The organism is Methylobacterium sp. Leaf123 (assembly GCF_001423405.1).
In the GTDB taxonomy this organism is placed as follows: Bacteria; Pseudomonadota; Alphaproteobacteria; order Rhizobiales; family Beijerinckiaceae; genus Methylobacterium.
The window spans coordinates 171619-185579 of record NZ_LMNS01000003.1 but is presented as its reverse complement, the minus strand read 5'-3'; the positions used below and the strand labels follow the sequence as shown (position 1 = coordinate 185579).

The window sequence follows — 13961 nt, the reverse complement described above, 5'->3', positions numbered from 1 at the left end:
GCCATCTGCGCCAGCCGCTGGATCGCGCCCTCGATGTCCTTGCCCGCCACCATCATCAGGTCGGCCATCTCGTCGACCACGATCACGATGTAGGGCAGCGGGTTGAGGTCCATGACCTCGTCCTCGTAGACCGCCTCGCCGGTGGAACGGTCGAAGCCGGTCTGCACGGTCCGGGTCAGGGTCTCGCCGCGGGCGCGGGCCTCTTCGAGACGCGCGTTGAAGCCGTCGATGTTGCGCACACCGACCTTGGACATCTTCTTGTAGCGCTCCTCCATCTCGCGCACGGCCCATTTGAGGGCGATGACCGCCTTCTTCGGGTCGGTGACGACGGGGGAGAGCAGGTGCGGGATGCCGTCATAGACCGACAGTTCCAGCATCTTGGGATCGACCATGATGAGGCGGCACTCTTCCGGCTTCAGCCGGTANCATCCGGGCATTGTACCCGTCGATGTTGCGCACGCTGATCTTGGACATCTTCTTGTAGCGCTCCTCCATCTCGCGCACGGCCCATTTGAGGGCGATGACCGCCTTCTTCGGGTCGATGACAACGGGGGAGAGCAGGTGCGGGATGCCGTCATAGACCGACAGTTCCAGCATCTTGGGATCGACCATGATGAGGCGGCACTCTTCCGGCTTCAGCCGGTAGAGCAGCGACAGGATCATGGTGTTGATGGCGACCGACTTGCCCGAACCGGTGGTGCCGGCGACGAGCAGGTGCGGCATCCGGGCGAGGTCGGCGATGATCGGCTCGCCGCCGATGTTTTTCCCTAAGCACAGGGCGAGCTTCTGCTTGGTCTCGACGAAATCCTCGGAGGCGAGGAGTTCGCGCAAGAACACCGTCTCGCGCTTGGCGTTCGGCAGTTCGATGCCGATGGCGTTGCGGCCGGGGACGACGGCGACGCGGGCGGAGACGGCGGACATCGAGCGGGCGATGTCGTCGGCGAGCGCGATGACGCGGCTCGACTTGGTGCCGGGCGCCGGCTCCAGTTCGTAGAGGGTGACGACAGGGCCGGGGCGCACGGCGAGGATGTCACCGCGCACGCCGAAATCCTGCAGCGTCGCCTCCAGCATGGTGGCGTTCTGCTCCAGCGCTTCCGCCGAGACCTCGGAGCCGGGCGCCGCCTCGCGGGGACGGGCGAGAAGCTCCAGAGCGGGCGGGCGGTACTCGCCGTTTTCCGGGCGGGGCTCGGCCGGGCGCGGACGCGCCGCCGGGGCCTGCGGCAGCGGGCGCGAAACGCGGGTGGGCGGCTCGTCGGCGGCCATATCCGCCCCGGTTCCAATTGGCGCGGGGCGCTGCGGGGCGCCACGGGCGGGCGCCTCGTCCGACTCGTCGTCCTCCGGATCGAATTGCGGCTCGCGGCGGCCCAAGCCGTCGGACCGTTCGCGGGCCTGCGGCGCCCAGGGTGCCTCGTCCGGGTCGGCGAAGGCACGGCGCGCGGCGAGCGCGGGCGAGGCGCCGGCATAGGCGAGCCCTTCCGCCTCGTCGGCCGGCGCCTGCCAGGATTCGAGCCGGGTGCGCAGCGAGGCGCGGCCGCGCATGACGGCTTGCGCCAGTGCGCCCAACGACAGGATGCCGAGGCTCGGCTCGTCGGCATCGTGGCGTTCCTCGTGGGCCGAGGTCCGGCCGGAACGGGGTGCCGGGCGCGCGCCGGCGTAGGGCACTTCCTCGTCGTCCTCGAAGTCCGGCTTGGTCACGCGGCAGGCGGCGGTGAGGCTGAGGATGGCGCAGGCCGCGAACAGGAAGCCGGCGAAGTGCGCCAGCGGCCCCACCAGCATCCGCGTGCCGGCGAGCAGCGCGTCGCCCGCGACGCCGCCCATGCCGGTGGGCAAAGGCCAGCGATCCGTCGGCGGCAGGGCGCTCGCGACCGCACTCGCGCAGAGCACCCCGACGAACCACAGCACGATGCGCAAGCCGCCATGCGGCAGGTCGCGTTCGCGCATCAGCCGCACGCCCCACAGGGCGGGGGGCAGGGCGAGCGCGATCGAGCCGAGCCCGAGAAGCTGCATGGCGAGGTCGGCCACGACGGCACCGGGACGGCCGAGCACGTTGTGCGCCCGCTGGTCGGTGGCGTGGTTGAGGCTCGGGTCGTTGATCGACCACGTCGCCAGGGCGACGGTCAGGGCGACCGCGCCGGTGAAGAGAATCAGGCCGCCGCACTCCGTCAGCCGCTTGGCCAGGAACGGCCTCAGGCTGTCGACGAAGGTGTCGTAGGGCGACGCGGAACGGCGAAGAGAACGCATGCGCAGACCGGTCCGGTGTCAACGATCCGGTAAGGCTAATGCGGGGCGGTTAACGGGGGGCTAAGTCTGCCCCGCAAAGCGGTGCGTCGAGAGGGCCGGCCGAAATGCAGGAAGCCCCGGATTTCTCCGGGGCTTCCAATGCGAGACTGTTTTTCGCCGGCGAACCGGCGCGCTTCTTAGAAGGTGAAGCCGGTCTCCATGAGGTAGCGCTCCTGCGAACGCTTGGTGCCGTCGCGGCCGAAGCCGAAGCCGGGGGTCACGTCGTAGGCCTGGACGGTCGCGAACTCGCCGCGGAGGAAGTAGCGATCCCAGGTGAAGGTCGGGGTGATCGTGAACGAGAAGGCCGAGCTGCCCGGACCGTAGAGGACGCTGGTGCCGCCGCGACCGGTGACCACGCCCCGCGTGCCCGACTGCTCGATGTACTCGAGACGGCCGGCGAGCGCGAAGTTGTCGGTGAAGGTGTAGCCGGCCAGCAGCGTGCCGCCCCAGGTCTCCGCACCCTCGATCGGGGAGAAGTACCCCTCCTTGCGCGCGACGTTGGTGTACTGGACGTAGGGCGAGATGATCCACGGCCCGTTGGCGTAGGTGTAGTTCAGGCTGATGATGCTGCTGTTCTGCAGCGAGTTGATCGTCGCGAACTGGAAGCGCGGGCTGCGGGTCGAGGCGTCGAAGTCGCTGAAATGCGTGCCGCCGTTGATGCCGATCGTGTTCGAGTCGTTGAGCTTGTAGGTGGCGAAGCCCGTCACCCAGTTCAGCTCACCCGAGTAGAAGCCGTCGGTCACCGCGAGCGCGGCCGCGAAGGGGCCGTTGGCGTAGTTCACCTGGACGCCGTGGTTGATGAAGTTCTCTTGGTTGAACAGCAGACCGCGGGAGATGTTCAGGTTCTGGTAGGAGAACAGCAGCTCGGAGCCGATGTTGGTGAACATCCGGCCGGCCTGGATCGACCACTCGTCGTTGATCTGCCACTTGCCGAAGGCCACCGGGATCGGGCCGAACAGCGATTCGGTCTGCTCGAAGGCCGAGTAGAGCGGCAGGCCGAGCGCCGGGATCGAGTACAGGCCGGCATGGACGTAGAACTGCAGCGGGCCGTCGGCCTTCTGGATCCAGCCCTGGAGGTTCGAGAAGTCGACGCGGCCGAAGCGGTCCTGCTCGGCGCTGGGGGAGAGGATGCCGAAGGCATTGGTCTGGGTGTAGGCGAAGCCGGTGACCGCGCCACCGACATAGATGTCGCCCAGTCCGGTGACGAAGCAGGCCGGGTTCGGGTTCGCCTTGATGAGACCGCCGAAGGTCGGGGTGGAGATCGCAGCCTTACAATGCTCCTCGACGATGACGGGCGCCCGTGCAGCGGCGGACATGTCGGCGGCGAGAACTGGCAGCGCGTTGATGCTCAGGGTGGAAAGCACCGCGCTTGCGGCCAGAAGCTTTGTTTTGATGGTCATTGCGGTCAGCCCCACATTCGATACGGCCAAGGTGCCGAACTCTTCGCCGCGCCGCAAAATGAAGTTTTGCGCAAGTGCCCAATTTTTAATCAATTTTGGAACGCACTAACCTAAGCTTGGATAATGTTGCACTAAGGCAACATTTCATGAGCAGCCCGGTCTCGCGCTTTTCTTGAGATCCCGCCGCCCACTTTAAGTTTCATTTACCATCCGGAGCGGTGAGACCCCGCTTTGCCGGATGTCTACCATCCCCCGCCCCGGGTCCGGCGCATGAAAAAGGCCCCGGCGCAGCGCGCCGGGGCCCGTGATTCGGGGAGCCCGCCGGATCGGCGGACCGCCACTCAGTAGTTGTAGGCGCGCTCGCCGTGGTCGGCGATGTCGAGACCCTCGCGCTCTTCTTCCTGCGTCACGCGCAGGCCGATCGTCAGATCGACGAGCTTGTAGAGGATCGCCGAGCCGATGCCCGACCACAGGATGGTGAAGCCCACCGCCTTCGCCTGGATGATGACCTGGGCGACCATGTCGTAGGCGCCGACGGTCAGCTCACCGGGCTTGGTGGTGTAGTCGGGGATGCCGGCGCCGCCGAGATCGGGCGAGACAAGGATACCCGTGGCGATGGCACCGAGGATGCCGCCGACGCAGTGCACACCGAACACGTCGAGGGAGTCGTCGTAGCCCAGCGCGTTCTTCACGGTGGAGCACATCACGAAGCAGACCGCGCCCGCGGCGAGACCCAGAACGATCGAGCCCATCGGGCCGGCAAAGCCCGCGGCCGGCGTGACGGCGACGAGGCCGGCAATGGCGCCCGAGAGCATGCCGAGGAGCGACGGCTTACCCTTGGCGGCCCATTCCACGAACAGCCAGGAGACGGCGGCCGCGGCGGTGGCGACGAAGGTGTTGATCATCGCCAGACCGGCGGCGCCGTTGGCTTCGAGGTTCGAGCCGGCATTGAAGCCGAACCAGCCGACCCAGAGCAGCGAGGCGCCGATCGTGGTCATGGTCAGGGAGTGCGGAGCCAGCAGGTCGCGGCCGTAGCCGATGCGCTTGCCGAGCATCAGGCAGCCGACGAGGCCGGCGATGCCCGCGTTGATGTGCACGACGGTGCCGCCGGCGAAGTCGAGGGCGCCCCACTTGAACAGCATGCCGGCATCACCCAGCACCGCGTCGTACTCGGCCTTGGCGGCCGCATTGGCCTCGCCACCGGCGGCGGCAAGCTTGCGGGCCGCATCGGCGAAGACGTCCGGGCCGCCCCAATACCAGACCATGTGGGCCATCGGGAAGTAGATCAGCGTGACCCAGAGGATCGAGAACACGACCAGCGCCGAGAACTTCATCCGCTCGGCGAAGGCACCGACGATGAGGCCGGGGGTGATCATCGCGAACGTCATCTGGAAGCAGATATAGACGTATTCGGGGATCACGACGCCGTTGGAGAAGGTGGCGACCACCGAGTTGGCGTCGACGCCCTTGAGGAAGGCCTTCGAGAAGCCGCCGACGAAGTCGTTGAGACCGCCGCCATTGGTGAAGGCGAGGCTGTAGCCGTAGGTCACCCACAGCAGGCAGACGATCGAGGCGATCGCGAAGACCTGGGTCAGCACCGAGAGCATGTTCTTGGTGCGCACGAGGCCGCCGTAGAACAGGGCGAGGCCGGGCACGGTCATCAGCAGGACGAGGATCGCCGAGAGCAGCATCCACGCCGTGTCGCCCTTGTTGGGCACCGGCGCGGCCGCGGTGACGGCGGGCTCGACCGTCGGCGCCTGCGCGAGCGACGGCTCGACGAAGAGGAGGCCGAGGGCGGCTCCTCCCAGTCCGAGCGCGAGAAGATTACGAAGTTTCATGGAGAGGAAGCTCCTGATCGCAGTGCGTCGAGCGTTGAGGAGAATGGGTAGGCGGCGCGGCCGGGCGCGTTCCGCCGGAACGGATAGGCGCTGTCAGGGCATCGAAGCGGAAAACGATGCGGGACAGCGTGTCAGAGCGCGTCCGCGTCGGTCTCGCCGGTCCGGATGCGAACCGCCTTCTCCAGCGGCATCACGAAGATCTTGCCGTCGCCGATCTGTCCGGTGCGGGCGGCACCCGCGATCGCGTCGATGACGCTGGTCACGAGGTCGGCCGCAACGGCCACCTCGATCTTGAGCTTGGGCAGGAAGCTCACGGCATACTCGGCACCGCGATAGATCTCGGTGTGGCCCTTCTGGCGGCCGTAGCCCTTGACCTCGGTCACGGTCAGGCCGTGCACGCCGATACCGGTCAGAGCGTCGCGGACCTCCTCCAACTTGAACGGCTTGATGATCGCCATCACGATTTTCATGGGCGGCGCCCCCTTTGTCCTGTCTTCTCACCGCCGGCCGCGCACCGGCCGAGACCTAGCGGTTCCGCGGGAATCGGAATGACCCCGCAGCCGGGCGCCGTCATTCAAGGACCATGCCAAGCGGAACCATTTCCGTTTTCGCCGTGCTGCCCACAACGTAAGCGATCCGTGGCGCCCCATCGCGCAGCGATGCCGCAAAAACTGCCTCACAAAGAGGCATATCGTTCCTTTGCGCGGCAGAATGCGCGCCAATCGCTCGCTTCAGGCGCGTCGGGGGCGGATCAGCCCTTCCTGCGCCACGGAGGCGATGAGGCGCCCTTCCTCGTCGTGGAAGGTGCCGCGGGCAAAGCCGAGAGCGCCCGAGGCGCTCGGGCTATCCTGCGAGTAGAGCAGCCAGGAATCGGCCCGGAACGGGCGATGGAACCACAGGACGTGGTCGAGGCTCGCCGACTGGATCTCGGGGTCGAACACCGTGCGGCCATGGGGGATCAGCGTGGAATCGAGCAGCGTCATGTCCGAGGCATAGGCCAGCACCGCCCGGTGCACCGCCGGATCGTCCGGCAGCGGCTTCGTCGCGCGCATCCAGACATGGTAGCGCGCGGGCCGAGGCGTGCGGTCGCGATAGCGCTCGGTCTCGACCGGCCGCAGCTCGATCGGCCAGGCTTGCGTGAAATAGGCGAGCATCGGCTCGGGCACGATGCTGCCGCCGTCCCGGACGAGGCTCCGCGCATCCGCCAGGTCGTCCGGTCCCGGCACCTCGGGACGACCGGCGGCGTGATCGACCCCCTCCTCCGCGATGTGGAACGAGACCGACATGGCGAAGATCGCCCGGCCCTTCTGGATCGCCTTGACCCGGCGGGTGGTGAAGCTGCCGCCGTCGCGGATGCGCTCGACCTCGTAGACGATCGGCACCGCCGGATCGCCGCCAAGGAGGAAGTAGGCGTGCAGGGAATGGGGCGGGCGGGACGCCTCGACCGTGCGGGAGGCCGCGACCAGCGCCTGCGCCACGACCTGCCCCCCGAACACCCGCGGCCAGCCGATGCGCGGGCTGGTGCCGCGGAACAGATCGGTTTCCAGGCGTTCCAGATCGAGGATCGCCAGGAGCGTATCGACGGGATCCGGCCTGCGGGTATCGGACATGACGGCTTCTACGGCTCTACGACGGCGTCCCCCCGGTGCGGGGCACGCCCGAGGCACATAGCGGCTTGTCCCGGCGCTGCCATTCCCGACGCGGCCGGTCCCAGTGAGACCCGGCCCGGAGATGTCAGCGGGCGGCCCGCGTCCCATTGGCCCTCCCGGGATGCGGGCCGGAGGCGGGCGGGCTATGGAACGACAGGATCAGACGCGACGCCGGCCCCGGACCGGAGGAAGAGGAACGCCGATGAGCACCACGGTGAGCACCACGGATCGCCGCCCCGGACGCCGCCTGCTCGTCGCCGGCGCGGGCATCGCCAGCCTCGCTCTCGCGGTCGCCCTGAAGCGGGCGCACGGGCCCGCGCTCGACGTGGCCGTGTGCGATCCCGGCCTGGAGGCGGGTGCCGCGCGCCACCGCGGGCGGGCCTACGCCGTCGCGGCGGGGCCGCGGCGGATGTTCGAACAGCTCGGGCTCTGGTCGCGAATCGAGCCAGCGGCGGCGCCGATGCGGCGTCTGGTCATCAGCGACAGCCGGGTCGGCGATCCGGTGCGGCCGGTCTTCCTCACCTTCGGCGACGGGACGGAGGCGCGCGACGCGGGCGAGCCCTTCGCCCATATGGTCGAGGCCGAGCCGATGGTCGCCGTGCTGCTCGACGCCGCGCGGGAAACGGGCGTCCGCCTCGTCGCCGCGGGCGTCGCCACCGCCGTGCCGGGCCCACGCACCACGCGGGTGACCCTGAGCGACGGCAGCCTCGAGGAGGTCGCGCTCGTGGTCGCCGCCGACGGGGCGCGCTCGGCCCTGCGCGAGGCCGCCGGCATCGGCTGGGTCGGCTGGTCCTATCCGCAATCGGGGATCGTCGCGACGATTCAGCATGCCCGCGACCATGAGGGTCGCGCCTTCGAGCATTTCCTGCCCAGCGGCCCCTTCGCGATCCTGCCGCTGCGGGCGGGCGGCGCACTCGGCCACCGCTCCTCCATCGTCTGGACCGAGCGCAGCGCCGACGTGCCGGCCCTGCTCGGCGGGGATGCCGCCGAGACGCTGGCCGAGATCGAGCGCCGGTTCGGGGCCGAACTCGGCGCCATCGCCCTGGAGCACGGGCCGAGCGCGCATCCGCTGAATCTCGGCCTCGCCCGCAGCTTCCGGGCGCCCCGCCTCGCGCTGCTGGGGGATGCTGCCCACGTCATCCATCCGTTGGCGGGCCAGGGGCTCAATCTCGGCCTCGCCGGGGCGGCGGCCCTGGCCGAGGCGGTGACCGGCGCCCTGCGGCTCGGGCTCGATCCCGGCGCGGATGCGGTGTTGCGCGATTACGAGCAGGCGCGCCGCTTCGATTCCGTGGCGATGGCGGCGGCAACCGACGGGCTCAACCGCCTGTTCTCCAACGACAGCATGGCGCTGCGGCTCACCCGCGATTTCGGTCTCGGCCTCGTCGATCGGATGCCCGGCCTGAAGCGCTTCTTCATCGGCCAGGCATCGGCGCTGCGGGGCGGAACCCCGCGCTTGCTACGGGGCGAGGCCCTGTGAGGCGGGCCCCGGGACGGCCTTAAGGGGCTCGACCGGACGGCTCGCGCCGGGGCGCGAGCGGCCCCTCCCCGGTCACGGCCTACGCAGACGGGAGAATTGCCATGTCAGCATCATGCTCGAGGCCATCAGGGCAGCGTACAGCATGTGAAGAAGCGGACCGTCTTGCATCGGCTCAATCCTGCGGACGTGGCGGCGCCAGGGCAGAATGAGTTCGAGCAACAACCGGGCCAACCCTCGGCGGGGCATCGCAGAGGATGGCGCTCCGGCGGCCGAGCGATCGCGGGCTTGCGCGTTTTGACGGGTCGATAGGGGCGCGCCCTCGGGCGGCGCCCGGCGTCTACGAGGCGACCGGATCGGGCAGCGCGAAGGCCTTGGCGGAGAGCAGGCGCGTCAGGGTCGCGAGCAGATCGGTCTGGGTGATGATCCCCCGCACGCGCCGGTCGTCGGCGGTGACGACGACCGCATGGGTGTGGCCGTCCGTCAGGTCGTTCACCAACGCGATCACCGGGTCGTCCGGCCCGGCGGTTCTGGCCTTGGACATCACCTGCGCCAGTCCCACCTCGCCGTGCAGCGTCAGCTCGCGCAGGCCGATCGTGCCGGCGAGCCGGCCTGCCCCGTCGATGACGGGAAGCGTCCGGATATTGTGAGCGATCAGAAGCTCCCGTGCCCGCTCGGCACTGCCATCGAGCCCGATGGTGACGACGTCGCGGGACATCACCTCACCGCAGGTCAGATCTCCCCGCGCACGCACGAGGGCGTGGAGTTCGACCTGCCGGAGAAGCCGATCTAGATCGGCGCGGTCGATGTCGAGCGTCTCGTCCAGCGCGACCAGGGCCGCATCGACATCCTCAGACCGGAAGCCGACCCGGAGCGGGGCGGGCAAATCCCCCGTCCCATGGGTGTTCACCGGCGTCGCGACCGGAACGTGCGGGTAGTTGCGGCGCGAGAGCTTGTGAAAGCCGATGCCGAGCGCAACCAGAATGACCGAGTTCAGGCCGACCGGGAACAACGGGAACAGGAACCCCGCCGAGGTGACGGCCGGGCCGCCGATGAGCGCGGTCAAGGCGGCGGCGCCGCCGGGCGGGTGAAGGCACCGGGTCACCGACATCGCGGCGATCGCCAGGGAGACGCCGACGCCGATCGCAATGACGGGATCGGGAATGAGGTGCGCGGCGAGCACCCCCATGAACGCGGAGATGGTGTTGCCGCCGATGACCGACCAGGGCTGGGCGAGCGGACTGGCGGGCACGGCGAAGATCAGCACCGCCGACGCGCCCATCGGCGCGACGATCAGGGGGATGTGCGGGCCTTCCCCGAAGAACCAGCCGCAGACCAAGCCGGTGAGGGTGATGGCCGCCAGAGCCCCCAGGCAGGCGATCAGGCGCTCACGCAGGGTCGCGCCGGCCAGGATCGGCCGGAACAAGCGGAATCCATGCGATCGCGCAGCGCGTTGATCCGGACCACCGGGGTTGGACATCCTCGCGCGTTCCTCGTCTCTCGATCGATGCCGGTTCCGCAAGCAGATGCCCCATCTGCCCACCGGATGGACTGGTATGCCACATACAAGCTGACGGATCGTCACCGGATTTGCAACATGCATAGGCAGGCTGCTCTCCGGCAAGGCATATCGGGCTGGGCCTACACCGTGAAAGGATAGAGCGGCGCCGTTCCACGACCGCAGCGCATGGAGCTGGCTTGTGCCCAACCGCATTTGCGGCCACCCGGTTTTTCGTTCATGTAGCGGCACCGCGCGCCGGGCGCGTCCGCGCGCCGATCTGCCACCCGAACGCATCGGGACTTTGAACCTATGGCCACACCGGAATTCGACCTGGGCGACATCAAGCGCCGCATGCAGGGTGCCGTCAGTTCTCTGAGCAAGGATCTGGGATCGCTGCGCACGGGCCGCGCGACGCCGAGCCTGCTCGATCCGATCCAGGTCGAGGCCTACGGCTCCTCGATGCCGATGGCCCAGGTTGCGACCGTCAGCGTGCCGGAGCCGCGGCTTCTCTCGATCTCCGTCTGGGACCGCTCGATGGTCACCAATGTCGAGAAGGCGATCCGCGAATCCGATCTCGGCCTCAACCCGATGACGGAGGGTCAGACCATCCGCCTGCGCATCCCCGAGATGAACGAGCAGCGTCGTAAGGAGATGGTCAAGGTCGCGCATAAGTACACGGAGGAGGCCCGCGTCGCCGTGCGCCACGTGCGCCGCGACGGGCTCGACATCCTCAAGAAGCTGGAGAAGGACGGCGCCATCAGCCAGGACGACGAGAAGCGTCAGGCTGCCGAGGTGCAGAAGGCCACCGACGACGCGATCAACGAGATCGACGGCGTGCTGGCGAGCAAGGAAAAGGAAATCATGCAGGTCTGACACCCGGCCTGCACGGGACAGAGACGGGTGGGGCCGCGCCGAACCGCGGCGACGAGAGGGGGAGGCTGCGTTGGTTCGCTCGGAAGGCGCGCGGCAGATCGGGGAGGCGGCGGGGACCGCCCCCGGAGGCGCGGGACAGCCGGCGCCGCGCCACGTCGCCATTATCATGGACGGCAACGGCCGCTGGGCGGCAAGTCGGGGCCTGCCCCGTTTCGAAGGTCATCGACGCGGCGTCGAGGCGGTCCGCCGAGCGGTGCGCTCCGCCATCACCCTCGGCATCGGCTATCTCACGATCTACAGCTTCTCCTCCGAGAACTGGCGCCGCCCCCCCTCGGAGATCTCCGAGCTGATGGGTCTGCTCAAGCTGTTCGTCCGCAGTGATCTCGCCGACCTGCATGCCAATAACGTCCGCATCCGGATCATCGGCGACCGTGCCGACCTCTCGGCGGACATCGCGGGCCTGCTCGACGAGGCGGAGGCGCGCACCCGCGCCAATACCGGCCTGACCCTGGTCGTCGCCTTCAATTACGGCGGGCGCCAGGAAATCCTGCGCGCCGTACGGCGCATCGCGGCCTCCGTCGCCGAGGGGCGGCTGCGGGTCGACGAGATCGAGCTGCCGACCATCACCGAGGCGCTCGACACCGCCGGCATTCCCGATCCGGATCTCGTGATCCGCACCTCGGGCGAGCAGCGCCTCTCGAACTTCCTGACATGGCAGACGGCTTACGCCGAATACGTGATCGAACCGGGTTTCTGGCCGGATTTCGACCACACCGCGTTCCTCGCCGCCGTCAACGAGTATCACCGCCGCGACCGCCGCTTCGGCGGCCTCAGCGCCGGAGCCGGCTGATGGCGGGCGACGAAGCGGTTTCCCCGGCCCGGCGCGCGCCCTTCGCCAACCGCGAATTCGGCCTGCGCGTCGCCTCGGCGCTCGTGCTCGGCGCGGTCGTGCTCGGCACGCTCCTCGTCGGCGGCTGGGCCTTTGCCGGCGTCTGGCTGATTGCGGGCATCGTCGGCGCCGCCGAATGGCTCGCCATGACGCGCTCCGAGCCGCTGCTGCCGCTGCTCGGGCTGACCGGGGTGACGCTGTTCGGCGTGCTCGCCACGGTGCTGCTCGGCGCACCCGTCTGGGTTCCGGTTCTCCTCCTGCTGGCCGGCAGTCTCGGTCTCTTCGCCCTCGGGCACGGCCCCGGCCGGCGCAAGCCGATCTGGGGCTTGCTCGGCGGTGCGGTGGTCGCCCTGGTTCCGACGCTGCTGCGGATCGACCCCGCAATCGGCATCGTTGGGCCGGCCTGGATGTTCGCGGTGGTCTGGTCCACCGACAGCGTCGCCTACTTCACCGGCCGCCTCATCGGCGGGCCGAAGCTGATGCCGCGGGTGAGCCCGAAGAAGACGTGGTCCGGCGCCCTCGGCGGCCTCGCTGCGGGGATCGCCGGCGGAACCGTCACCGTGCTCATCGCCCGCAACCACGGTTGGGACGCGCTGCCCGCCGCCTCGCTCCCTCTCGTTGCCGCGCTGAGCGGCCTCGCCTCGATCCTGTCGCAGGGGGGCGATCTCGTTGAGTCCGCCCTGAAGCGGCGCTACGGCGTCAAGGATTCCGGCCGCTCGATCCCCGGCCATGGCGGCGTCATGGACCGGCTCGACGGCTTCTTCGCCGTGGCCGGGCTCGCCGGCCTGTGCCTTGCCGCCCTGCGGCTCCTGACTGCCTGAACGGAACTGATCCCGTGAGCCTCACCGTCACCGTCCTCGGCGCCACCGGCTCGATCGGCCGCTCGACCACGGATCTCCTGTCCCAGCATGCGGGCCGCTTCCGCGTCGGCGCCCTCGTCGGCGGCAAGGACGCCGCGTCGCTGGCCAAGCTCGCCCTGGAGATGCGGCCGGATTTCGCGGCCCTCGCCGACGAGAGCGCCGGCCCGGCTCTGGCCGAGGCGCTTGCGGGCTCCGGCATCCCGAACGGGGCCGGCGAGAACGCGGTGCTGGAGGCGGTCGCCCGCGAGGCCGACATCGTCGTCGCCGCGGTCAGCGGCGCGGCGGGCCTGAAACCGACCCATGCTGCCCTCCGGCTCGGGCGCACCATCGCGCTCGCCAACAAGGAGAGCCTCGTCTGCGCGGGCGACGCCTTCATGCGCGACGCCCAGCGCTACGGCGCCCGCATCCTGCCGGTGGATTCCGAGCACAACGCGCTCGCCCAGGCCATCGGCGACGGCCGTGTCTCCGACATCGCCAAGATGACGCTGACCGCCTCGGGCGGCCCGTTCCGCACCTGGACCCGCGAGCGCATCGCCGCCGCGACCCCGACCGAGGCTGCCGCCCACCCGACCTGGTCGATGGGCATGAAGATCAACATCGATTCCGCCTCCCTGATGAACAAGGGGCTGGAGCTGATCGAGGCCCACCACCTCTTCGCCATCGAGGCCGAACGGCTCGACGTCATCGTCCACCCGCAATCGATCGTGCACGGGCTGATCGCGTGGCGCGACGGCGCGGTGACGGCAGGCCTCGCCATGCCCGACATGCGCGTACCGATCGCCCATTGCCTCGGTCTCGGCGACCGCCTGGAGATCGCCCGCGGCCGGCCGCTCGATCTGGCCGTCACCGGCAGCCTCACCTTCGAGCCAGCCGACGAGGCGCGCTTCCCCTGCCTGCGCGTCGCCCGCGCGGCGCTCGCTGAGGGCGGCGCGGCGCCCACCGTGATGAACGCGGCCAACGAGATCGCGGTCGCCGCCTTCATCCGCGGCGCGATCCCGTTCTACGGCATCGCCGAACTGGTGGAGCGGGCGGTCGAACACTTCGCCGCCGAGTTCCGCCATGCGCCGGAAGACGTGGAAGAGGCGCTGGCCATCGACGCGCGGGTGCGCGCCTGGAGCCTCGAGGCGGTGCCCGCCGCCCGCGCCGCAGGCTGAGGCGGGAATTAACCTTTACGAAGTGTTGTCGGGGATGGAGAGC

At 69.3% G+C, this 13961-nt stretch carries 11 protein-coding genes and 1 pseudogene; 5 read left to right on the top strand and 7 right to left on the bottom strand.

The genetic code is table 11. The annotated features are described in order from the left end of the window. From ASF53_RS26965 to ASF53_RS05080, 6 genes and pseudogenes are all read right to left on the bottom strand, one after another. Window positions 1-425, bottom strand: a pseudogene (locus ASF53_RS26965) (FtsK/SpoIIIE domain-containing protein); the annotation flags it as partial. 1 nt (window position 426) lies between these two features. Next, on the bottom strand, window positions 427-2241 hold a 1815-nt coding region (locus ASF53_RS05100), incomplete at its 3' end, for a DNA translocase FtsK (RefSeq protein WP_156635373.1). Window positions 2242-2417: 176 nt separating this feature from the next. Next, entirely contained in the window at window positions 2418-3680 is a 1263-nt protein-coding gene (locus ASF53_RS05095) for an outer membrane beta-barrel protein (RefSeq protein ID WP_056194902.1), read from the bottom strand. 341 nt (window positions 3681-4021) lie between these two features. Further along, window positions 4022-5518: an ammonium transporter gene (locus ASF53_RS05090; protein WP_056194880.1), complete on the bottom strand. Its 1497-nt coding sequence runs from the start codon at window positions 5516-5518 to the stop codon at window positions 4022-4024. Between the two features lie 131 nt (window positions 5519-5649). Next, entirely contained in the window at window positions 5650-5988 is a 339-nt protein-coding gene (locus ASF53_RS05085; RefSeq protein ID WP_004447263.1) for a P-II family nitrogen regulator, read from the bottom strand. 261 nt (window positions 5989-6249) lie between these two features. Continuing rightward, window positions 6250-7128 (bottom strand): acyl-CoA thioesterase, encoded by an 879-nt coding sequence (locus ASF53_RS05080; protein WP_056194878.1) that lies wholly within the window; start codon window positions 7126-7128, stop codon window positions 6250-6252. Between the two features lie 241 nt (window positions 7129-7369). On the opposite strand from ASF53_RS05080, the gene ASF53_RS05075 reads away from it, so the two are divergent. Continuing rightward, entirely contained in the window at window positions 7370-8644 is a 1275-nt protein-coding gene (locus ASF53_RS05075; protein WP_056194877.1) for an FAD-dependent monooxygenase, read from the top strand. A gap of 337 nt (window positions 8645-8981) precedes the next feature. Here the strand turns inward: ASF53_RS05075 and ASF53_RS05070 are convergent, their stop codons facing one another. Further along, entirely contained in the window at window positions 8982-10121 is a 1140-nt protein-coding gene (locus ASF53_RS05070; RefSeq protein WP_056194873.1) for an HPP family protein, read from the bottom strand. Window positions 10122-10451: 330 nt separating this feature from the next. Here ASF53_RS05070 and frr point away from each other — a divergent pair, with 330 nt between their 5' ends. The 4 genes from frr to dxr all read left to right on the top strand — a co-directional run bounded on the left by frr (window position 10452) and on the right by dxr (window position 13918). After that, window positions 10452-11015: a ribosome recycling factor gene (frr, locus tag ASF53_RS05065; protein ID WP_003598054.1), complete on the top strand. Its 564-nt coding sequence runs from the start codon at window positions 10452-10454 to the stop codon at window positions 11013-11015. Between the two features lie 70 nt (window positions 11016-11085). Then, on the top strand, window positions 11086-11865 hold the full coding sequence (locus ASF53_RS05060; protein ID WP_056194869.1) for an isoprenyl transferase: 780 nt from the start codon (window positions 11086-11088) through the stop codon (window positions 11863-11865). Continuing rightward, window positions 11865-12725 carry a phosphatidate cytidylyltransferase gene (locus tag ASF53_RS05055; protein ID WP_056194866.1) on the top strand — a complete coding sequence of 287 codons (861 nt, stop codon included), beginning with the start codon at window positions 11865-11867 and terminating at the stop codon, window positions 12723-12725. The genes ASF53_RS05060 and ASF53_RS05055 overlap by 1 nt, the downstream gene beginning before the upstream one ends. A gap of 14 nt (window positions 12726-12739) precedes the next feature. After that, window positions 12740-13918 carry a 1-deoxy-D-xylulose-5-phosphate reductoisomerase gene (dxr, locus tag ASF53_RS05050; RefSeq protein WP_056194861.1) on the top strand — a complete coding sequence of 393 codons (1179 nt, stop codon included), beginning with the start codon at window positions 12740-12742 and terminating at the stop codon, window positions 13916-13918. The last annotated feature ends 43 nt before the right edge of the window (window positions 13919-13961 follow it).